General features: G+C 46.8%; 18 protein-coding genes. 7 read left to right on the top strand and 11 right to left on the bottom strand.

The genetic code is table 11. From position 1 onward, the window contains the following. Nucleotides 1-87 precede the first annotated feature (87 nt). Entirely contained in the window at nt 88-1386 is a 1299-nt protein-coding gene (locus QUA02_RS13470; protein ID WP_333028427.1) for a HEAT repeat domain-containing protein, read from the bottom strand. Nucleotides 1387-1610: 224 nt separating this feature from the next. Here QUA02_RS13470 and QUA02_RS13465 point away from each other — a divergent pair, with 224 nt between their 5' ends. Next, nucleotides 1611-2480, top strand: coding sequence for a lipid kinase (locus QUA02_RS13465; protein ID WP_333028426.1), 870 nt, complete (start codon nt 1611-1613; stop codon nt 2478-2480). Nucleotides 2481-2687: 207 nt separating this feature from the next. Here QUA02_RS13465 and QUA02_RS13460 read toward each other — a convergent pair whose 3' ends face one another. The 4 genes from QUA02_RS13460 to hemW form a co-directional block, all read right to left on the bottom strand. Next, the gene (locus tag QUA02_RS13460; protein ID WP_333028423.1) at nt 2688-4253 is read right to left on the bottom strand and encodes an FAD-dependent oxidoreductase; all 1566 of its coding nucleotides are present in this window, start codon (nt 4251-4253) and stop codon (nt 2688-2690) included. A 264-nt stretch (nt 4254-4517) separates the two neighbouring features. After that, nucleotides 4518-4790, bottom strand: coding sequence for a DUF1830 domain-containing protein (locus QUA02_RS13455; protein ID WP_333028420.1), 273 nt, complete (start codon nt 4788-4790; stop codon nt 4518-4520). Nucleotides 4791-4903: 113 nt separating this feature from the next. Further along, nucleotides 4904-5164, bottom strand: a complete 261-nt coding sequence (locus tag QUA02_RS13450; RefSeq protein ID WP_333028418.1) for a hypothetical protein — start codon at nt 5162-5164, stop codon at nt 4904-4906. A gap of 227 nt (nt 5165-5391) precedes the next feature. Continuing rightward, on the bottom strand, nt 5392-6759 hold the full coding sequence (gene hemW, locus QUA02_RS13445; RefSeq protein WP_333028417.1) for a radical SAM family heme chaperone HemW: 1368 nt from the start codon (nt 6757-6759) through the stop codon (nt 5392-5394). Between the two features lie 397 nt (nt 6760-7156). Between hemW and QUA02_RS13440 the strand changes: the two genes are divergently transcribed. Together QUA02_RS13440 and QUA02_RS13435 are read left to right on the top strand one after the other, a co-directional pair. Next, nucleotides 7157-8236 carry a PIN/TRAM domain-containing protein gene (locus QUA02_RS13440; protein ID WP_333028415.1) on the top strand — a complete coding sequence of 360 codons (1080 nt, stop codon included), beginning with the start codon at nt 7157-7159 and terminating at the stop codon, nt 8234-8236. A gap of 12 nt (nt 8237-8248) precedes the next feature. After that, complete coding sequence (locus tag QUA02_RS13435; protein WP_333028413.1) at nt 8249-8434, top strand: DUF8622 domain-containing protein; 186 nt, start codon at nt 8249-8251, stop codon at nt 8432-8434. A 113-nt stretch (nt 8435-8547) separates the two neighbouring features. Here the strand turns inward: QUA02_RS13435 and QUA02_RS13430 are convergent, their stop codons facing one another. Both QUA02_RS13430 and QUA02_RS13425 read right to left on the bottom strand, forming a co-directional pair. Then, complete coding sequence (locus tag QUA02_RS13430) at nt 8548-9120, bottom strand: Uma2 family endonuclease (RefSeq protein ID WP_333028410.1); 573 nt, start codon at nt 9118-9120, stop codon at nt 8548-8550. Nucleotides 9121-9209: 89 nt separating this feature from the next. Beyond that, entirely contained in the window at nt 9210-11420 is a 2211-nt protein-coding gene (locus QUA02_RS13425) for a Tex family protein (RefSeq protein ID WP_333028407.1), read from the bottom strand. Between the two features lie 175 nt (nt 11421-11595). Here QUA02_RS13425 and QUA02_RS13420 point away from each other — a divergent pair, with 175 nt between their 5' ends. Beyond that, nucleotides 11596-12435, top strand: coding sequence for a Uma2 family endonuclease (locus QUA02_RS13420; protein ID WP_333028405.1), 840 nt, complete (start codon nt 11596-11598; stop codon nt 12433-12435). Nucleotides 12436-12859: 424 nt separating this feature from the next. On the opposite strand, the gene QUA02_RS13415 is transcribed toward QUA02_RS13420, so the two are convergent. From QUA02_RS13415 to QUA02_RS13400, 4 genes are all read right to left on the bottom strand, one after another. Continuing rightward, the gene (locus QUA02_RS13415; RefSeq protein WP_333028403.1) at nt 12860-13720 is read right to left on the bottom strand and encodes a class II fructose-bisphosphate aldolase; all 861 of its coding nucleotides are present in this window, start codon (nt 13718-13720) and stop codon (nt 12860-12862) included. Nucleotides 13721-13929: 209 nt separating this feature from the next. After that, entirely contained in the window at nt 13930-14667 is a 738-nt protein-coding gene (locus QUA02_RS13410) for a phosphoadenylyl-sulfate reductase (protein ID WP_333028401.1), read from the bottom strand. A 28-nt stretch (nt 14668-14695) separates the two neighbouring features. Then, nucleotides 14696-14902 (bottom strand): hypothetical protein, encoded by a 207-nt coding sequence (locus QUA02_RS13405; protein ID WP_333028399.1) that lies wholly within the window; start codon nt 14900-14902, stop codon nt 14696-14698. Further along, nucleotides 14899-15513, bottom strand: coding sequence for a hypothetical protein (locus QUA02_RS13400; RefSeq protein ID WP_333028396.1), 615 nt, complete (start codon nt 15511-15513; stop codon nt 14899-14901). The genes QUA02_RS13405 and QUA02_RS13400 overlap by 4 nt, the downstream gene beginning before the upstream one ends. 412 nt (nt 15514-15925) lie before the next feature. On the opposite strand from QUA02_RS13400, the gene QUA02_RS13395 reads away from it, so the two are divergent. From QUA02_RS13395 to QUA02_RS13385, 3 genes are all read left to right on the top strand, one after another. After that, nucleotides 15926-16291, top strand: a complete 366-nt coding sequence (locus QUA02_RS13395) for a response regulator transcription factor (RefSeq protein ID WP_333028394.1) — start codon at nt 15926-15928, stop codon at nt 16289-16291. Nucleotides 16292-16553: 262 nt separating this feature from the next. Beyond that, the gene (locus QUA02_RS13390) at nt 16554-17051 is read left to right on the top strand and encodes a chemotaxis protein CheW (protein ID WP_333028392.1); all 498 of its coding nucleotides are present in this window, start codon (nt 16554-16556) and stop codon (nt 17049-17051) included. A 127-nt stretch (nt 17052-17178) separates the two neighbouring features. Then, nucleotides 17179-22551: a methyl-accepting chemotaxis protein gene (locus tag QUA02_RS13385; protein ID WP_333028390.1), complete on the top strand. Its 5373-nt coding sequence runs from the start codon at nt 17179-17181 to the stop codon at nt 22549-22551. Nucleotides 22552-22557 lie beyond the last annotated feature (6 nt).

Below are 22557 nucleotides of genomic sequence, written 5' to 3'. Positions count from 1 at the left end.
AAACAGGACTTAGGCTCATATTCCGAAAGATGAGCTATACCCGTGGCATTCAGCTTCCTAAATCACCCTCCGCAAATCCTCTCGCTCTTAATTCTCCGGCCATTCTTGCAGGGCGATCGCAATTCCCTCTCTCAATCCCAGTTCCAGATTTTGTTGCTTAACTAAACTTTCTAATTGCTGCTTTATCTCACCACCACCTAGCTGTTTCAGCGCTGATAAACTGTGCAGCCTGACGCTGTTGTCTGGGTCTGCCAACAGTTTAATTAGGACATCTAGCGCTCTCATCTCTCCTAATTGCCCTAACCCTAAAGCTAAAGATTGTTTGATTCCCACGGACTGCACGGCGGGATGATGGCTTGCGAGCAAATCGATCGTAATTTCAGCAGCTTTCGCTTTTAATTCCGGCTTTGACCCTCGCCCTAAAACAGTGACAATCTCTTGACAAACAGGAGAGTTTGTGTTATCCAATTCGGCAATTAAGGTTTGCTGCAAATATTCTAAAGCGGTTGCAGTTTCCATCCAGCTTAAGGCGCGCACAGTTTCGATTTGCAATTCAACCGGAGTTGTGGGCTTTTGCAGCAATTCAAATAAAGCGGCCGCCGCCGCATCGGTTTTCAGACGCCCAAGAGCGATCGCCGCTTGCTGGCAAACTTCTAATCGGATGTCCGAAAGCAAAGGTTTGAGCAAGTTAACTAAATCTAATTCTGCATCTAAATAGGCGCGTACTCCGAGAGCTCGCACCGCTTCTTTTCGGACTGCTGTCGCCGGATCTTTGAGCGCGGATACCAGTACCGGCGGGATGCGGGAGTCGTGAAAGCTGCTCAGGGCCTCGATTGCGTGCGCCCGCACCGCAACTTGAGAGTCTCCGACTACGCTCAACAGCGGTGCGATGGTTTCGGTGCGCCGAATTTGGGCGAGTGCTGCTGTTGCAAATTCTCGCGAGTCTTCTTGTAGTAGGAGATTTGCTAGGGATTCTATGGCTGTCGGGCCGAAATTCCCTAGGGTTTCGGCGGCGATTTGGCTCAATTCTTCCTCGGAATTTTTGATTAATTTGACTAAAGCTTGCATCACTTCCGGGCGATCGAACTTTCCGAGAATGCGGGCGGCGAACCACCTGGGTTCTGTGTCTGCGTCTTCGTCTTCGAGCACGGCAATTAAAGGTGCGATCGCCCCATTTCCCAGATTGGGCAATACTTTAGCAATTTCCCAGCGGTCTTGAAAATCGCCCCATTCTAAGGCTTGTATTGCTAAACTGACAGCTTGCTCTAAAATATGTTGTTCCTGTGGCAGGCTGCCCTTGGCTGTCACTTGCTGCAAGCATTCGACTAGCCCAGCCCAGTTTTGGCGATCGGCAGCGACTTGCGCTTGTTCTAAAATATTAGACATGATTTTAATTTAGTTGCGATCGAGAAGCGAGATTGTTTGCTGCTAGCTCAGAGCCGGAGGTACTTTTTAGGAATCTTTTGCTAAAATTATCCATTTTTTGACATTTTTGTCAATCCATCATAACTGGTAAAATGGAAGTAAAGCATTAATTTCATCCAGTTAAGGCATCAAGCTATACTTTTTGTAATTAAAAACACTTTATATTCCTCATTAAAAATTAACAAATGAAGAAAGCTCTACTTTTAGTAAACCAGCACTCCCGAAAAGGGCAAAAGCTATTATCTCAAGCCACGAGAGAATTAAAAGCACTGGGTTTTGAGTTAATTGTAGAATCTACCGAACACGCCCGCGAACTTCCCGACACAATTCGCCGCTACCAAAATCGAGTCGAATTAGTAATAATCGGCGGCGGCGACGGCACTCTCAACGCGGCCATAGAAGGTTTGATAGATACCAAGTTACCCTTGGGGATTTTGCCGATGGGAACTGCTAACGACCTAGCCCGCACTCTGGAAATTCCTACAGATTTATCCGCAGCTTGTCAAGTAATTGCCAGCGGTCAAGTTCGGCTAATAGACTTGGGTTGGGTGAACAGCAAGCATTTTTTTAATGTGGCGAGTTTGGGATTGAGCGTGGAAATTACCCAGCGGCTGACTAAAGACGTAAAGCAGCGTTGGGGAGTTTTAGCTTATGCTTTTACTGCTTTGCAGACACTTTTGTCAGCGCGACCGTTTCGAGCAGAAATTAGGGTTAACAACCAATCTTTTAATGTTAAAACTATTCAAATTGCCATTGGCAACGGCCGCTATTACGGCGGTGGCATGACAGTCGCCGAGGATGCCACAATCGACGACAAGCGACTGGATTTGTACAGTTTGGAAATAAAAAACTGGTGGGAAATCATTGCTTTGCTGCCAGCTATGAGGCAAGGAAATCATACGACTTGGCCTAACGTTCGCGCCTTGCACGCTCAAGAATTTGAGGTTAATACTAGCAAACGCCGTCCGATTAATACCGACGGTGAAATCACAACTCACACGCCTGCAAAATTCCGAGTGATTCCTAAAGCTTTAGCAGTTATAGCTCCTTCATAACTCACAACTAATATAATTATGTTGTGGAACAGGCATCTTGCCTGTTCATATATAATTATGTTGTGGAACAGGCATCTTGCCTGTTCATATATAATTATGTTGTGGAACAGACATTTTGCCTGTTCATATATAATTATGTTGTGGAACAGGCATCTTGCCTGTTCATATATCAGCCACGGGCAAGATGCCCGTGCCACAATCAATCACTTAATAATCACCTCCAGCGCCGTATTGCCACGCTTCAACTAATCGGTGAAAATAGTATTGCTGTTCGGGTGCTAATTTTTTTACCTGCGGTTCTACTGCTTTCCCCAAAGGCTGCAATCCCGTATAAATTCCTAAATTTACATAATGAACCATCCAATCGAGCAAATTAGCTATTCCTACCTGCGGAATAATTTTCATAACCAATCCGGGATGGCTAATTGCTGTTTTCAACAGAGTTTTTGACAAAGCCGGAAACAGCACGATATCCTGAAGAAACGGCTTGAGCACCGGTTCTCCCAACTCTTCCATTACCTGAAATACGGCCGCCAAAAGTTGATTGATTTGATTGGGGTCTATTTTTTGATTCATCGCAGCACTCATCGAACGCTGAAACAACCAGGTAACTGATAGATTCGGCTGGTAGGGTTGCAAAAGTGCGAGGGAATTTTTGTCTAGACTTTCGCTTGTCAAAGCTTCGTCAATTCCTAGAGTCAAGCGTTTGAGGTGGCGCACCATTGCGCCGAAACCGCCGAAGCTGAGGGGAGATTGGCTGCCGCTGCTGTCTCCGACTGGGAGTATGCGATCCCAAGGCGTTTTGAGAGGACTTTGGCGATAGCAGGGGAAGAATCCGTAGAGTGCTCTTTGGAATTTTAACTGTTCGAGTTCGACGTTTTGATATTGGGGAAGCAAGCGCAAATATTCTTCAAATAATGTTTCTAAACTGAATCTTTCTGTGTCGGCGTCTATGTAGGTAAATAAGTAGGTGGTGCGGCCGTCTCTGGCTGGAAAGGCTTCCCAAAAATATTGGCACTGATTTTGTATTGGGGTGAAGGATGCAAATATGTCGCCCGTGTCGTTTTTGGGAAATCCTCGAGCGCAACTGCCGACTACTAAACATACGGCGTCGGGTTTTTTGCCTTGTCTTGCTTGGCGGACAATGGGGGAGAAATGTCCCATTGCATCTAGAAATAATCTGGTTTTAAATATTTTTGTAGCAGCTTGTTCGTCGGTACTTGCAGATTCTACTGCGACTCCATCAGGGTGAATTGTTGCTGTTTTAAATGGTGTATTTTCAAAGAGTTTTCCTCCTGATTTTAGAAATCGCTGCTTGAGGGTTTCGAGGAGGTAAACTGGATCTATTCCGATGTTTAGTACGCCCGAAATCCAGATGTCGGGGGTGTTGGCAAAGCTGATGCGGGCTGGGTTGTATTCGGTGGCGATCGCCTTTTCAATCTCTTCAACAGATAGCAAATTTAGTTCTAAGAATGCGTCTAATTCTTTGCGAGAAATGTTCCATTCTTGCTCGCGGCCTCGCAGGATGCCGCGTTCTAGCAAGGCTACTCGCCAACCCCGCACGGCTAAGGCTGTACCGATTAATATTCCTAGGGTTCCGCCGCCGATAACTATGTCGAAGTCGAGGGTTTCGAGGGGTTGTTGGCTGTGTTTGACTGCTTGGGGTGCTGGTGCGGTGTTTTGTTTGAGGTTTTCCCAGAGTCGATCGACCTTTCGCAAGCCTCCGAGGGCGTCTCCTGGGAGTTGGGAGAGGATTTGTTCGGTGAGGGACATCGGGTTTTAGTATTAAACAGTGGTTGATTTTCTATAATTTAGCTTAGATTAACATTTCCGACAGTTTCAGGGCTGACGCATGGGGTGGCGAGAATCCCGGTTTCTACGAAGTTTGGGCTGAGTAACGAGAAATCTACGAATCAACCGGGTTTATGAGGTTGGGAGTGCGATCGCCAACGGAGTTTTTATCATCATACAGAGAAACCCGGTTTCTGAAAAAAAACCGGGTTTCTACCCCTCGTCGGTAAGTATGGGGAATTATCTTCAATCAGCCGTGCTTAACTCTTCAACTCGCAGCCCATCGCACAAAATTCGCTCGCACACAATAGCACCCGTCTCCGCACTCCTGCAAACTTCTAACTGAGCGGACGGCAGCGCTTCAAACAAAAAACGTTCCCCCGGAAACACCGTCCGCTCAAAATACCAATTAGGAATATTTGTAATTCGAGCGATTTGCACTTTGCTAGTATTATTTAGATACCAACACAAAATACGCGCATGAGGTTCGGAAATTACCTGAGTCAGTGTCAAATTCATCTTTTTAACTTGTGGGTAAACTTGTGCGAGCGATAGGCGACTGGTCTCAACTTATTATAGCATATAACCACTCAAAACAAAATTTTTTCTACATTTTTTCTACATTGTTTGGCTTAATTAATAAATTTAGCAGGGGAAACATCAGCGCCTTCCAGGTATTCCCAAGAAGGTGCAAAAGCCGGCATTGCTAAAGTGCAAGATTTCCATCCTCCCCTAACAGGTGCGTTCAACAATTGACAGTGACCCACTGAACCTCTTGCCTGTTGGTAGTGACCGCAAAAATTACACTTGGAAGCCGGATTGCAGCCGCGCTCGCTAATTACAAGACAGGGCTGGTTTTGGGTTTGGTTGCGATCGATAGTTAAAGTGTTCATTAAATTACTTTTTAAATGTTCAGTCTTAAGTATGACGGCTGGAGTGCAGTCGCGGCGTCTATCTCAAGGCTTAGTTCGCCTTTAAGTTTTGTTTAGGGATCGATAGAAAATAGGGCATTTTTGACAATATAAAGCTAGGGAGCAATTGAATTTCATTCCTAGCCCATTGGCGGTCCCGGCTTTAGGGCCGATCGCGCTTGCCTGGGGATATACTTCCTCAGACAGAGCTAATTATCTTCGCCTAAGTTGCTGAACAAATCGGCTAAAATTGTATTAGAAAATAAAAAACCTTCGGGATCGCTCAACCTCAAATTGCCCGAAAACGGCAGTTTCGCGCCCTCGCCTAAAGTTGCGTGAAGCGGAGCTATCTCGTAGGGAATCGCCCCATCCGCAGTCATAATTTCCACCCATCCTTGCCGCCAGTACGGCTGCAAACAACGCCAAATTTTATCAACCGTTTGTTGAGTAAACTTTTGAGTCAGCGCCGACAGGCTAACTCCTTCTGCTAAACGCAAACCTAGCATCAGCGTTTCTAACAAAACGTCATTTTCTGAGACTTGAAAATTTTGCTCAATTTCTCGATCCATCTCTGGCTGGGTTTCCCCTCCAAGTTTTGGGGTAGCAGGGGAATTGAGGCGAGACATCGATCGCACCCACTGATAATATTCTTGAGTTTTGCGAGGCCTTGTCAACCTCCGGCCTTCCACGTAACTCGCCGCCCCCATTCCCAAACCGTAATAAGGGCGATTTTCCCAATAAACGCGGTTGTGGCGGCACTGATAGCCATCGCGAGCGTAATTAGAAATTTCGTAATGTTCGTAGCCAGCGTTGGTGAGAATTTCCCGCGCCAAACGGTACATTTGAGCAGCGGTTTCATCTGCTGGCAGCGGCTGCGCGCCTGCTTGAAAGTAGCGCCCGAAAGCAGTTCCCTGTTCAACAATTAAGTCGTAACTCGACAGGTGAGTCGGGCTAATTTCCACCGCCGATTTCAGGGAAGCTTCCCACTGTTCTAAAGTTTGGTGCGGCAGTCCCGAAATCAGGTCTAAACTGAAATTGACAATACCAGCCGATCGCACTATTTCTACTGCTTCAAAAATTTCGGCTACAGAGTGCGATCGCCCGCAAGCTTGCAGCAATTCATCCTGAAAAGCTTGCACTCCCAAACTAACTCGATTTACTCCCGCCGCTGCATATCCCCGCAACTGTTCTAAAGTAAACGTACCCGGGTCTATTTCTATAGAAATTTCTGCCCCAGCAGCAATCCCAAATTTACGATCGATAGTCTCTAAAATATTGCTCAACTGACTGACAGAAAGCAGCGAAGGCGTGCCGCCGCCAAAAAAAACTGTTTTCAGAGATGCGCCTAAATTTGGAGTTTCTTGAATTTCTTGACACATTACGGCAACGTATTGCACAATTGTCCCGGAATTCTCGCCATTTTTGCGATCGCCCACCACAAAAACCGGAAAATCGCAGTAGTAACAGCGGCGGCGACAAAAAGGTACGTGCAGATAAGCCGAACTAGGAATGCCGGAATTTGCCACTTGCACGCTTTTTTTTAATTCAAATGTTAAATAATCTGTGGTAGGGTGCATTATATATCAAGCCAAAAGTGCAAGTTCAAATCTAAAGTTTTAATTAAACCGTCATGAATAATTATGTATATTATGACATTTTCTTAGTAAAAACGCGCTGCGAACGATGGCGTCCCGCCCCGCAAGCTACGGCTCTTTACAGTTTAACCTCAACTAATTTCGAGCCGCAGCAATTCCCAAACAGACCGCAGGGCGGTCTATTCGCAGCTCGTGCCCGGCGATCGGCGGGCCGCGCTCTCCGGCCGCGAAGCTCGATCGCACATCCCCCAAAGGGGACAACCGCGAAATATAAGTTTATAAAAATCCCTCAGTAAATATAGCGATATCCGACCAAAAGATGAACACAAGTATCAGCACTGGAAAGATATAATGTGAATAAATTCATAAACCTAGAACAATGCTAGATGCAATCATAATTATCTCATTCGTAATCGCAGGCGGAGGGATCGGCTATTACGGAGTCGAACTCCTGCCGATCGAGCTGCTGGAGCAAGTTACAAATATACAAGGTTTAAGTTCTGTACTAGGCTCGTTTGGAGCATTAATCGGCTTCGTGCTCGGATTAGTGGCTCAAACAACCTACCGCCGGGTGGAAAAGCAAGTCGGCGATATGCCGGTGGAGATGCTGCTGACGCGGGCGATCGGCTTAATCATCGGACTGCTAGTAGCGAACTTAATGCTGGCTCCGCTATTCCTGCTGCCAATTCCCCGCGAGTTCGGCTTCATCAAACCTCTAGTCGCAGTCTTGGGCAGCGTCATGTTCGGCTTCACAGGCGTCAGCTTGACAGACACTCACGGCCGCGCTTTCTTGCGGCTGATCAACCCCAAAAGCTTAGACACAGTGTTGGTAGCCGAAGGTACTTTCAAACCAGCAAGTGCCAAAGTTGTCGATACTAGCTGCATTATTGACGGCCGGATTGAAAACCTGCTAGAAACAGGTTTCCTCGAAGGTCAAATTATTATTCCGCAATTCGTTCTCCAAGAACTGCAACTGGTAGCTGATTCCGCCAACGATCAAAAGCGAGTGCGCGGGCGCCGCGGCTTAGATGTACTCAACCGCATCAAAGAAACATATCCAGAACGGATTCAAATTCACTCGGCCGACTACGAAGATATTGCCACAGTCGATGCTAAATTAGTCCGATTCGCTTTGGATATCGACGGCATTTTGCTCACCAACGATTACAACTTATCGAAAGTAGCTACCGTCCAAAAACTGCCGGTTTTGAATATCAACGATTTGACTCATGCGGTGCGCCCCACTTATTTACCGGGAGATACGATCGAACTCAAAATCCGCAAAGAAGGCAAAGAACCCTCTCAGGGAATCGGTTACTTGGATGACGGCACAATGGTTGTCGTAGAAGCAGGCAGCAGCTATGTCGGCGCCGAAGCCCGAGTCGTAGTCACCAGCGCCCTGCAAACTAGCGCTGGCCGCATGATATTCGCCCGCCCTCAAGAGTCCGTTATTGTTTGAAACTGAGTAACAATGGCCAGGGCAATCAGAATCAAATATTGCGATCGTTGTTCTCAATCTGCCCCGATTCTCTACCGCGCCCGGTATGACGAGTCGGGGCAGTGGTTTTTTTTGTGTCTTAAATGTTGGGAATTGGTAAGTAAAAACAATCCTTTTTACTTCTACGGCGGCACTTGGAAAGCCACCAAGAAAAAATAGCAATTACCAGCTTCTTCTTCTTTTCTCTTCCTTCGCGTCCTTCGCGTCTTCGCGGTTCAATCATATTCAAGATATAATTACAAATTATTCCAGTGATTCTGGAGTAATTAAAATCAACCAATCTCGATCGCATCTTCATACAATGTCTCGATCGCACAGCTAAAATTAACGCTAGCAAACTGAACTTCTTGTCCTTGACTGTAAGGATAAAGCACCCACAAACCCTCTGCATTCCGGCGAAAACACTCTACACTAACTCTTTCTTGATTGATTAATACATACTCTTGCAAACTTTCAGAAGTGCGGTAATCAGCAAATTTATCGCCTCTGTCGAAAGCCGCTGTTGTCGGGGATAAAACTTCGACAATTAAGCGCGGGTAGCGAATGAAATCTTCAGCAGCATTTCTGTCCCGTTCATCGCAAGTCACCGCGACATCGGGATAATAATAGAAATTTGATGCCTCAATCCGAACTTTCATATCTGCCATGTAAGTTATGAAGCCACTTCCTCGAAGATGATTTCTCAGCAAAATTGCTGCATTGAGACTAATGATAACATGAGCTTTGCTGGTCCCTGCCATTGCATAGATTTCACCTTGTCTGTACTCGTGTTTGATCGGGCTGACTTTCTCGCCTGCTAAATAGTCTTCGGGGGAGACGTAGGTGTCGCTTTTACTTGCAACCATATAATTTTGAGGTTGGTGAGGATTACACTATTATAGCCGTAGCTTGCGGGGCGGAACGCGATCGCCCTTTTTCAGCTTTCCCCAAAGTTTTAACGCCGGCGCGGGGCCGGAAGCCTCGCGCTATTGCCATTTTGCGGTTGCGGTTTTTCTTGCAGCTTCATCGTCAAACTAACTCGCTTTAACTTCTCATTCACCTCCAAAACCCGCACTTTCACAACTTGCCCGACTTTAACAATCTGTTTGGGGTCATCTACGAAGCGATCGGCTAATTGAGAAACATGAACCAAACCATCTTGGTGCACTCCCACATCAACAAATGCTCCAAAGTTAGCTACATTCGTGATTATCCCTTCCAATTCCATCCCAACTTGCAAATCGGAGATTTCTTTGATTCCTGCTTGGAAAGTGGCATATTTAAACTCGGCTCGCGGGTCTCTTCCCGGTTTTTCTAGTTCGGAAATAATGTCTCGGAGTGTGGGCTCGCCGACTTTTTCTGTGACATATTTCTTGATATTTACAGTCTTGATTTTTTCTGATATTTGTGTTATTCCTGTGAGTGGCAAGTCTAAATCCTTGGCGATCGCCTGCACGACAGGATAACTTTCTGGATGAACTGCTGTATTGTCCAGAGGGTTTTCGCCGCCGCGAATGCGGAGAAACCCGGCTGCTTGTTCAAAAGCTTTGGGGCCGAGTTTGGGAACTTTCAGGAGTTGACGGCGATTTTTAAAGGCGCCGTTTTCGTTGCGGTAATTGACGATATTTTTGGCAACTGTTGCCGTCATTCCCGATACAAATGTCAGCAGTTCTTTCGAGGCTGTGTTTAAGTCAACTCCGACATAATTAACGCAGCTTTCGACTGTTTCGTCGAGTTTCTTTTTGAGCAGTTTTTGGTCAACATCGTGCTGGTATTGACCGACTCCTATTGATTTCGGGTCGATTTTCACGAGTTCGGCGAGGGGGTCTTGCAAGCGCCGTCCGATGCTGACTGCGCCGCGAACGGTGATGTCGAGGTCGGGAAATTCGGCGATCGCCACTTCGCTTGCTGAATAAATCGATGCACCGGATTCATTCACCATGACTTTAATCGGTTTTCTGTCCATTTCTGCCAAAACTTCCGAAACAAATTCGTCTGTTTCCCGGGAAGCTGTACCGTTGCCGATCGCGATTAATTCAATTTTATATTTTTCAATTAAATGCTTGACAATTTTACCAGCTTGCTGTCGCTGAGCTGCCGCTTGGTGGGGAAAAATTGCTTGATATTCTAAAAATTGCCCGGTTTCATCAAGGGCGGAAACTTTGCACCCCGTGCGAAATCCCGGATCGATCGCCAGTGTGGGTTTCATTCCCGCCGGCGCCGACAGCAGCAACTCGCGGAGGTTGGTTTCAAAAGTGGCGATCGACTCGATATCGGCGACGGCTTTGTTGTGCGATCGCACTTCCGTAATTAACGAAGTCTTCATCAGTCGGTTGAAGGCGTCCTTCAAAGTCGATCGATAAAACTCTTTAACGAACGGTATCCTAGTTCTAATTTCCTGAGCTTCCAAATAAGCCATCACTGCCGATTCATCAAACGCCAGTTCCAAATCTAAAACCCCTTCCGTTTCCCCGCGAAACAGCGCTAACATATTGTGAGACTGAACATTTCTCGCTGCAACTTGGTAATTGCGGTACATTTCAAATTTAGTGCTTCCTTCCGGGAAATCATCTTTAATTTTCGAGACAAAAAGTCCTGATTTCATCAAAAAATCTCGCAAATAAGCCCGCAATTCTGCTTTTTCCGAAACCGCTTCCGCCAAAATATCCCCAGCACCTTTGAGAGCTTCTTCTGCTGTTTTAACGCCATTTTCTTCCGAAATATATTTGCTAGCTTCCCCTTCGAGATCCGCAGGCTTAGCTGTCGGCAGGTTCAGAGATTTGATAAAATTTGCCAGGGGTTCCAAACCTTTTTCTCTAGCAATTGTCGCTCGCGTCCGCCGCTTGGGTTTGTAAGGCAGATAAAGGTCTTCGAGTTCGTTTTTTTGCAAACACGATTCGATTTTAGCTTGCAGTTCTTCAGTGAGTTTGCCTTGAGAGTTAATCGTATCTAAAATCGATTTTTTGCGCTCTTCAATTTCAGTCAAATAGGTGAAGCGATCGGAGATATCCCGCAACTGAATTTCATTCAGCAAATCCGTGCGTTCTTTGCGGTAGCGGGCAATAAACGGAATAGTTGCTCCCTCAGCGAAAAGTTCCAGAGCATTATTGACTTGAGAGAGATTGATGGAAAGTTCTTTAGCAATCAGTTGAGGAATGTCGATCATAGTGCAGAAGTTCGGGTCCGTCGATTTTAGATTTGAGATTTTAGATTGACTTCACGGAAGAGAGGAAGAAAAGCTTGATAGAAAAGCTTGAGAGAAAAGTTTTACAGGGTGTTGGCGCTCGTCCTGTAAGTGTTAAAGTGATGTTAGCATAAATGCAGTCATTTATCAATATTATATGTTGCCTTTTAAATATCCAGTGCCGCAAAGCGATCCGCCGCGATCGCCCAGAGAAACACTGCCGACGATGTACGATTTACCTAGCGAAGACCCGGAGGAACCTGGTTTGCCTGACGAATTTCACGATTTGCAGCCGCAGTTGTTGAGCCTGACGTTTCGACCTCGGAATTATCCAGCTTCTGAGATATTTAGCGGCACCGACATGAACCTTTATTATGACGTGCATCACACTCTCTGGCACAAGCGGCCGGATTGGTTTGGAGTTGTGGGAGTTCCCCGACTTTACGATCGATCCGAACTGCGGATGAGTTATGTTACTTGGCAGGAAGGCGTGAATCCTTTTGTAATTGTAGAACTGCTTTCGCCGGGAACGGAAAAAGAAGATTTAGGCGAAAATATCGATGAGGAAAAGTTGCCACCTCAGTCGGGAAACGCTGCGGGTAACGGGCAAGTTTTGGAGCCGGAGACGAAGGAGGAACCGCCGAGAAAATGGGAGGTTTACGAGCAAATTTTGCGGGTTCCTGTTTATGCCGTTTTCAGCCGCTATACTAACAGGTTGCGAGTGTTTGAATTGAAGGCCGGACACTATCAAGAATTAGAATTGTCCGACTCGCGAGTGTGGATTGCTGACCTAAGTTTGGGCTTGGGTTTGTGGCAAGGAGAGTTTCAGGGAATCGATCGACTGTGGTTGCGCTGGTATGATGTTGATGGCAATTGGATTCTGACTGAAGCGGAACAGCAGCGGCAGCGGGCCGAGTCAGCGGAAGCTCAATTGCAGTCTTTAATTCGGCGGCTGCGGGAATCTGGCATCGATCCAGATCGATTTTTAAACGGTTAGAGAGGACTGAAGTCCTGACTGCAAAATGGTTCGCAGTCAGGACTTTAGTTGTTTTTTTACTTCAATAGTCCTGGACGCATGGGAACCCATCACCTTTGTTTTTTTACGAAAAGACGCGTTATATCGTTTCCGGTTGCATTGGAATTATATATTTCTCTCGACGAGAGTGCGAGCGTCCACAGCGAACTACCTAAATAGTTCGCTGTGGACGCTCGCACTCTTATAATTCCGATGCTACTGGATTTGATATTACACACCGAAAATTCGGTAAAAAACCCGGTTTCGAGGACTCGAAGTGCGTAAGTTCTGTTCAAAATAAGACTGAAGTCCTGACTACAAACAGGCTATTTCTTTAAGATTTGACAAGAACTTGATTGGTTTTAGCTTGTTTGTCACTCGCATTATGTGCAGTCAATTCATCCGCCTAGGGCGATTGATGCAGATAAGCTTTACCAGCAGAACCGAAAAGTTGCAGTTTGCCAGAAATTACCGATCGCATAGCATCGATCGCCTTTTCCATAACTTCCAACAAATCCGGGTCTGACAAAGAACTGGTAGTTTTTAACACATCCATATAAGCATCGCGAACTTCCGTATTCACATTAAACTTAGATACACCTAATGTAATACATTGATCGATCGTGGATTCCGGCAAACCGCTAGCACCGTGCAACACTAACGGCACCGAAACTGAAGCGCGGATTTTTGCCAAACGCGGGAAATCGAGTTTTGGTTCGCTGAAATATTTGCCGTGAACGTTGCCAATTGTTACGGCTAAAAAATCAACTTTAGTTTCTTTAATAAACTCTACTGCTTCCACTGGATCGGTCATTTTTGCGGCTTTTTCTTCGATTGTCAAACCGTCTTCCGTGCCGCTAATTCTGCCGATTTCTGCTTCAACTACCGCACCGTTAGCGTGGGATAATTCAGTCATTTCGCGAGTAAATATTAAATTTTGTTCGTAGGACAAAGGAGAACCGTCTGCCATAATTGATTTGATGCCGGCGGCTAGGGCGAGGTTAATGTCTTTTTCTGAGGTGCTGTGATCTAAGTGTACTGCGATCGGCACTAAAGATTTGCGCGCTGCTTCCATGCAAAGCGCGACTAAAGGCGATTTTCCGTATTTGAGGGCGCTGGGGTGAAGTTGCAGCATTGCAGGACTTTGCAGCGCTTCGGCGGCATCGATGACGGCTTTTACTCCTTCGAGGTTGTAGACGTTAAAAGCGCCGATCGCATAAGCATTTCTCCGGGCCGTGTTCAGCAATTCGCTAGTTGAGGCGAGCATAAGTACCTGGCTTAAAAACTTTTCTGAATTTTTATCATCCTATCAAAGTTCGGCTGCCAACTCATCTTAATTTTTCTTTCTGGTAATTGCGAATTCTTAGGCTACTATTTGTGCGATCCGCCTTTATTCTTGAGTAAGGTGCGCGGCCCGGCGCACCCTACTATTTATGTGATGCGCATTTATTCTGGCGCATCCTACGACTAATTGATTTACTGTTTTTGTGCGTTACCAGCGTGCAAACCGCACTCTTTTACAGTCGCTTCTTCCCACCACCAGCGACCTTCGCGTTCGTGTTGGCTGGGCAATATCGGCTTCGTACAAGGTTCGCAACCAATGCTTACAAAACCGCGTTCGTGCAACTTGTTATAAGGCACCTCCAAAGCGCGAATGTATTCCCAAACCTCTGCCGAAGACCAGTTTGCTAAGGGGTTGAATTTAATTAATTCACGATCGGGAGTTGAGAATGCAGTGTCAACTTCAATAACCGGAATACCGTTGCGGGTACTGGGACTTTGGTCTTTCCGCTGACCGGTAATCCAAGCATCGAGAGTATTCAGTTTGCGGCGCAGCGGCTTGACTTTCCGCACGCCGCAGCATTCTTTGTGACCGTCTTGATAAAAACTAAACAATCCCTTTTCATCTACTAGGGCTTGTACTTCTGCTGCATCGGGAAACATTACTTCTAATTTAATGCCGTAATGTTCTCTGACTTTCTCCAAAAACTGATAAGTTTCTGAGTGCAATCGTCCGGTGTCTAGGGTAAAGACGCGGAAGTTTTTGGTAATTTTTGAGGCCATATCGATCAGAACTACGTCCTCGGCACCGCTGAAAGAAATTGAGATTTTGTCAAATTTTTCTAGGGCAAATTTGAGAATTTCTCGCGGTGTTTTTTGACTGTATTCTGCTTCTAGAGCGGCAATGTTGAGATTTGTCTGGATGGCAACCATATTTTCGGGTTTTCGGTGTTCTTTTCCTCTAATCCTTTATTATAGCCGATCGCACTATCTCTCTCAGCCCTGAATTTAACTGCATCTTGCAGCAGTCTTTTCGGCTGGGCCCGCGATCGATCTCAAGGATGGCGATCGCCCGCTTGGCCCAATTTGGGTTCACCCAAAACTCCTCTACCGGGGAAAATTGCACCGCCGCGCGCTCAATTAAATTTCCCCCCAAATTATAAATCACAGAGAATAAAATTCTTTAAATGGCATTGTTAAAATCCCTAAAATTTGACTCACCTCATTAATAAAATAATCTCGCTTATCGATCGATATCGTGCTGTCTATCAACTGGAGAAACTTCCAATCAGTACCAGTAGTAACAGCGCCATAGATACTTTCAATTTGCTCTCCGTTGCGCTGATTAAATAATTGAGCCGCCACCATTTCCGCAATGCACTGACCTAAGCCTGATTTAATACTTTCGTTTTTAGCCTCTGTTAAAGTAATGACGGGGGCGCGAATTTCATAAGAATCTTTCGAGGCCGTGAGAATATAATCGCAATACCCGTTTAAACCGACGGCTACATCAACATTGAATTCGGAGCCGGAGAAAAAACCTACTTGAAAATTAAATTTTCGCCTGACTTCTAATAAAATTGGAGCGATAATTAATTCGGCGCGAGCCTTTTCGGTATTAATTGCAGTGGCTAAAGAAACATTTTCATTTAAGGTCGTTTGCAAATAGGAACTTGGCAGTACCTCTGGGATATCCGCAAACAGGTTTAAGGGTTCTTCTACCGTTAAATTAAAGGATTCTCTAACTTTAGCTATGGTTGTGAAGTCACTGTATGCCATAGGTTAATTTACTCTATTACTCCTAGACGCATCAATCGGTTTTTTTGTAAAAAAATCTCTCGTGGAGTGCCATCGCCCTGAATTGAAAAACCCGGTTGATTCCATCGCCAGCGCGTAAGTTCTCTTACTGTAGTATTTTACACAATTTTCGATATTAAGGGACAATACGGTTCAGTTAAGGAAAATTGTAGCAAAAATGTTGGGTTTTGTTCCTGGTCCCAACCTACGGACGATCGGTTTTTTTAGCACTAACTGAACCCTATTGGGCTATATTGTATTTGGAAGTAGATTAATTTGTTCGCTTGCGCCGTGCAGTCAAACAGCCGTAGCACGGGCTGCAAGCTCCCAGCCATCCCGCCAGCTTCTGAATAAAGATTGTCCGCCGTCAACAACAGCAAGGAAGTGTGGAATCATGCCAAAAATTTTAGTAGTGGACGACGTTCCCAGCGAACTAGAAATCATCTGCCGCATTCTTCAAGATGCCGGAATGGATGTGCTCCGGGCAGGCGACGGCGAAGAAGCGATCGCCCTGATCCGAGAAGTGCCCCCGGATCTCGTTGTTTTAGATGTAGTGATGCCGCGAATGAACGGATTTGAAGTGATCAGAGAATTGCGGGGCGATCGCGCAACTGCACACTTGCCAGTAGTATTTTGTACTCATAAAAACACCGATATCGATAAAGCTTGGGGAACCGATTTAGGCGCCGACGCTTACCTCAGCAAACCCTTTGAACCTCAGCAACTCGTCAACATCGTGCAGCGCCTGCTTTTAGCGTAAACAGAATATAAAGTGTTCAGCAGTTGTCAAAAAAAATATCATACTGAGAAACCCCGTTTTTATTTAGAAATTGGGTTTCAGAATTCCCTAAAACTTTTACCTTTAATGATAGGAATCGGCCCCGTTACCAAAACCGGGATTTATTTAACCCAAGCATTTGATGCCCAAAAACTGATGCTGAAAAACTCACGTCTCGCGATCGGCTTTCCAGGCAAAGTAAAATCGTAATTTGTTACGCTACACTAGAAACTAAAAATAAGCAATGAAAACAACTGCTCCCGCAGCGGGGACTCAGACAAGCGGAACAAAGCAATTTCTCCTCTTCGGTCAAGGAGGCAGTCTGTTCGGCGTAGAGTTAGACGCAGTGCGAGAAGTGCTTTCCCTCAAGGAACAACCGATTTCCCCGGTTCCGAACACCCTGCCATTTTTGCTGGGATTAACCAACTTGCGGGGCGAAATCTTAGCAGCAGCAGACTTCGGACGGTTTACAGGCCTCGATCCGGTTGACACCCACCACCCAAGCAGCCGCATCTTAGTGGTGGAAGCGCCCGATCCGCGAGACGTGAGATTGTCGAGAATGCGGATGGGATTGGCCGTCTCCCGCGTCGAAGGAGTTTTACCTCTCAATCCCGATCGCATTGTCTCAGCACTAGATGTCAGTCCCGACCTAGTTCCATTCTTAAAAGGTCTGTACAATTCCCAAGGACGCTTGCTAATGATTGTCGATGTAGAAGCGATCGCCCATTCCGAACGCTGGTAAAAATAGAGAATGGGGAATTATATAGATTCGGGTTGCACAAGCGACATAATTGTTGACCGTTCGACTTCGCTCAGGCAATGCAGTTGACAGTTGAAAAGTTGAAAATTTGCCAATTATCTATTTTACTATGAGCTTTCTCTATTACTTTTTCGCAACAACTTTCACCCTGACATTACCTGACTTCTCCCAACCGCTGCTGGCTGGGTTAGCTAATGGCATCATTTGTTTCTGTTACTTTGCGATCGCCTCACTAATTAGCTTAGGTTTGTGGCGAAGTCGTCAATCCGGGTTCGACACCTTCGCCACAGTCACAGCAGCCATATTTTGGAGTTGTGCCTTCGGCCACAGCGGCCACGCAGCAGAATACTTAGGATTGCCGCACTCCCCAGTTTTGCAAACAGTGTGGGATTGGATGACTGTAATCCCCGCGATCGCTTTTTTAAGTCTCTCCAACCGCTACAGCTTCTTAGTCGGTTCTACCCAAATTCTTCAATCTAAAAAAGACACTGAACTTGCACTCAGCGAAACTACTCAGCGATTTCAGGCAATCTTCGATCGAGCTTTTCAATTAATAGCGCTATTGGAGCCAGACGGTACTTTGATCGAAGCCAATCAAACAGCGCTAGAATTGGGCGGTTTCCAAGCATCAGAGGTGCTGGGGCAGAAATTTTGGCATACACCCTGGTGGGCATCATCCCCAACCAACCAGCAACAGCTAAAAACTAACATCCAACAAGTCAACGCCGGCAAATTTGTCCGAGAAGAATACGAAATCACCGGAGTCAATCAGCAGGTGATAGTAATTGATATATCGTTTAAGCCCCTGTTAAATGAAACAGGAGAAGTATTTCAGATCCTCGCCGAAGGCCGCGACATTACCCAGCGCAAACAGACAGAAGCTCAGTTGCAGCAGCTAACAGCAGAACTCGAGCAGCGAGTGCATGAAAGAACGGAGCAAATCCTGCAAACTAACACCCAATTGCAACAGGAAATTCACGATCGCACCGCAGTCGAACACCAGCTTTTACGGCTCAAATCAATTTTAGAAGCAACAACAGACTGGGTAGCTATGGCAGACGCCCAAGGGCACAGTCTTTATCTGAACCGCGCCGCCAGAGAAATGTTGAACGTTGGCGAGAATACAGATTTAGCGGGAGTCAGCATTTCTGAGGTCATATCTCCCAAAAGTAAGGACACTATTGTGAAAGTCGGCACAGCCGCAGCTTGCCGAGACGGGGTGTGGAGTGGCGAGACAATTTGGCAGACTTTAGACGGCAAAGAAATACCAGTTTCTCAAGTAATTATTGCTCACAAATCCCAGAAGGGAGAAGTTGAATTTCTGTCAACGATCGCCCGCGACATTACCAGCCGCAAGCGCGCGGAACAAGCCTTGCGACAAAACTTGCAAATGCTCGACCTCGCCAGCGACTCTTTGATTATTCGAGAACTAGACGGTACGATTAATTACTGGAATCAAGGAGCCGAGCGAATGTACGGCTGGACGAAGCAAGAAGCCGTGGGAAAAACCATTCACAGCCTGTTTCACACGATCTTTCCCCAACCTTTAGAAGCAATCTCGGCACAGCTAGAACGGCAGGATTGTTGGGAAGGAGAACTGATTCACACCACCGATCGCCACACCCAAATTACCGTATTCAGCCGCTGGACTTTGCAGCGAGACGAACAAGGAAACCCCAAAGCAATTTTAGAAATCAACAGCGACATTACAGAGCGCAAGTTGGCAGAAATCGAAAAACAAAGATTGATTTCGATCGTAGAAAGCAGCGCGGATTTTATCGGCATAGGAACAATGGAGGGACAGTCAACATACCTGAATGCTGCTGGAATGAAGCTAGTCGGACTTCAAAATATTGAAGAAGTCAAAAGCAAAAGTATATTTGACTGCTTCTCGAAGGAAGACGCGAAAATACTCAGAGAAGAGATTATGCCTGCTACCGTGCGAGATGGCTTGTGGCGAGGCGAATTCCGGTTGAGAAACTTTCAAACCGACGAAAATATTCCCGTTGACTTTACCTTATTTACCGTCAAAGACCCAGAAACAGGCGAAGCTGTGGGCGTAGCAACTGTTACCCGCGACATTAGCGATCGCAAGCGGGCAGAAGAAATGCTGCGCGATCGCGAAAGACTGTTCCGAGCCATTTTTGACCAATCGTTCCAATTAGTGGGGCTGCTCGAACCAGACGGAACCTTATTAGAAGCCAACCAAACAGCCCTCGCCGTCGCCGGAGTGGGGCGCGAAGACTTCGTAGGCACGCAGTTTGCAGATAATCTGTGGTGGCAAATTTCCCCAGAAGCCAAGCAAAAAGTGCAAGCTGCGATCGCAAAAGCCGCCGCCGGCGAGGTAGTCCGCTACGAAGCCGACGTGCTCGTTGCTGGGGGTGCTGTGATAACTGTGGACTTCTCCCTCAAGCCGATCGTAGACGACAGCGGCAAAGTCGTGCTGCTGATTTCCGAAGCTCGCGACATCAGCGATCGCAAAGCCCTAGAACGAGAACTAACCTTGCGTCAAGCCCGCTTTGACGCTTTTTTCGATGCAGCACCGGCGGGAATGTTTATCACCGACGACCAACTGCGCTTCGTGCAGTTCAACGACAAGCTCTCCGAACTCGACGGCCAGCCGGTTTCAGCATACATCGGCAAGACAGTATGGGAAGCTGAACCGGACATGGCACCGGCTATCGGTCCGCTGTACGAACAGGTTTTAACTTCCAACCTACCGATTTTAAACCTCGAAATCTCCCATCCCACCACCGCACGGCCAGATATGTATCGGGATTGGCTAGCTTCTTACTTTCCGTTGCCGGGAGCAGACGGCAAACCCATCGGTATTGGGGGTTTCGTCTTGGAAGTTACCGATCGCAAAAACCTAGAACGAGAACTCACGGTGCGTCAAGCCCGCTTTGACGCATTTTTTGCAGCCGCCCCCGCCTCAATGTTTATCTGTGACGACCATTTGCGGTTCGTGCAAGTCAACGAGAAAATGGCCGAAACCACCGGGCCGTCAGTTGCCGAACACCTCGGTAAGACAGTTGCCGAAACAGCACCGGAAATGGCCTTGAGTCTAGATCCCATATTGCATAAAGTTCTCGCCAGCAACGAACCAATTTTGAATATCGAAGTATGCAGTTCAACTTCCAAACAGCCCCGTACCGTGGGAGATTGGCTGGCTTCTTACTTTCCTTTACCGGGAGCAGACGGCAAACCCATCGGCGTCGGGGGAGTAGCAGTACAAATTACCGATCGCAAAAAAGCCGAAGCAGAGCGCGATCGGTTTTTTACCATTTCCCTAGACTTGGTTTGTATTATAGATTTTGAAGGCAAATTCAAGCGCCTCAATCCCGCTTGGGAAACAACCCTCGGCTACACCCTAAAAGAACTGGAAGACCAACCTTTTATCAATTTCGTCCATCCAGACGATCGCGAACAAACCACAGGCGAAGCGGCAAAAATAGCCGATGGCGTCGAAACACAGTCCTTTGAAAATCGCTACCGCTGCAAAGACGGTTCCTACAAATGGCTGTCGTGGAAAGCGCGACCTTGGCTCGAAGAAAACATCATGTATGCAGTCGCTCGCGACGTTACCGAAAGCAAACAGGCACTTAATCAATTACAAGAAACAACATCACAATTAGCCCGTTCCGAAGACGAACTGCGGCAGCAAACCTCTCTCTTGCAACTGCTAATTGACAGCATCACCGATGGCGTAATTGCTGCCGACAAAAAAGGCAATTTAGTCCTGTTCAATCCCGCCGCCAAAGATATCTTCGGCTTGGGTTCGACAGACGCTCTTCCCAACGAGTGGTCGGCAAAATACGGTTTATTTTTGCCCGATGGAGTCACTCCCTATCCCGCAGCCGACCTCCCTTTAACGCGGGCAATTCGAGGAGAATCCCCTGACGGCGTAGAGGTTTTCACCCGCCATGCAGACAAGCCGGAGGGCCTCTGGATCAAAATTAACGGCAGGCCGCTAAAAGACGAAACCGGCGCCCTCAAAGGCGGCGTAATTGTCTGCCGTAACATCACCGAAGAAAGAGCATCTACCAAGCGAATGCAGCAGTTAGCCGAGGAACAGGAACGCTTGGTGCAAGAACTCAAAACGCGACAAAATGCTCTCGACGAATCTGCAATTGTCAGCGAAACAGACATCAAAGGCGTGATTACCTACGCCAACGACAGATTCACTCAAATATCCGGTTACAGCATGGGAGAAATCCTGCACCGCGACCACCGCATTGTCAATTCCGGCTACCATCCCAAATCATTTTTTGAAGAAATGTGGCTGACAATTTCTCGCGGCTTGGCGTGGAAAGGGGAAATCAAAAACCGGCGCAAAGATGGCTCGTTTTACTGGGTAGATTCGACGCTCGCCCCCATCTTTGATACCAGCGGCACAATTGTTAAATATATCGCCATCCGCTTTGACATCACCGAGCGCAAAGAGGGAGAACAAAGACTGGAAAAATTGGCAGCAGAACGCAAAGCTGAAGCTGATTCTCTGACGCAGCAAGTCCTCAAATTGTTGGGAGAAATTAAAGGCGCGGCTCAAGGCGACTTGACAGTTAGAGCTGAAGTTACTAACGACGTTTTAGGTGCTGTTGCCGATTCTTTCAACTTCCTGATCGGTTCTCTGCGGAAGGTGGTAACGGGCATTCAAACTTTGGCCGAACAGGTAACATCTGCTACGGGCGAGTCAATTAACAACACCAGCGAACTTACCCAACAGGCTGAAGTTCAAGCAGCCAAAATATCTGCGATCATGCGGGAAATCGAGCGGATTGTGAATTCGATCCGCGACGTGCGAGATGTTTCGGTGCGCGCCGAAACAGTGGCCCTGCAGTCTTCTCACACCGCTGAAGCTGGCGGCGTGGCTGTCGATCGAGCTGTCGAAGGCATTAACGGGCTGCGGTTGACGATCGCCTCTACCTCGAAAATGATGAAGCGTTTGGGCGAATCTTCGCAGCAAATTGGCAAAATTGTGACTTCGATTTCTCAACTTGCTTCGCAAACTAATTTGTTAGCTCTCAATGCTACTATTGAAGCTGCCAGAGCCGGCGAACAAGGTTTGGGTTTTGCGGTTGTCGCCGAAGAAGTGCGGAAGCTTGCAGAGCGATCGGCCGGCGCTACCGAGGAAATCTCCGAAATTGTCGGTACAATTCAAGAAGAAATCAGCCGCGTGATGAAGGCAATGGAATCGGGGACGCTGGAGGTAGTCGAAGGCACTAAGCTAGCAAGCGAAGCTAAAACTCACCTCAATGCCATCATCGAAGTTAGTCGAGAAATGAATGCTTTGGTGCAAAATATTACTCGCGCATCTGCTAAGCAAACTGTTTCGGCTGAGGAAATTTCTAACAGTATGCAGCAAGTCAACGAGATTGCTAATACAACTGCACAAAAAGGTTCGGATGTAAAAGCATCTTTGGACGATCTATCGGGTTCTGTTGGAAAATTACAAAAGTCGGTGGCGAATTTCCGCAGTTAATCATTT

It is taken from the genome of Microcoleus pseudofavosus SVA1_A4 (genome assembly GCF_036700565.1).
GTDB lineage: Bacteria > Cyanobacteriota > Cyanobacteriia > Cyanobacteriales > Microcoleaceae > Microcoleus.
Note: the sequence above shows the minus strand (reverse complement) of the source record. Positions and strands in the feature narration are given on the sequence as shown.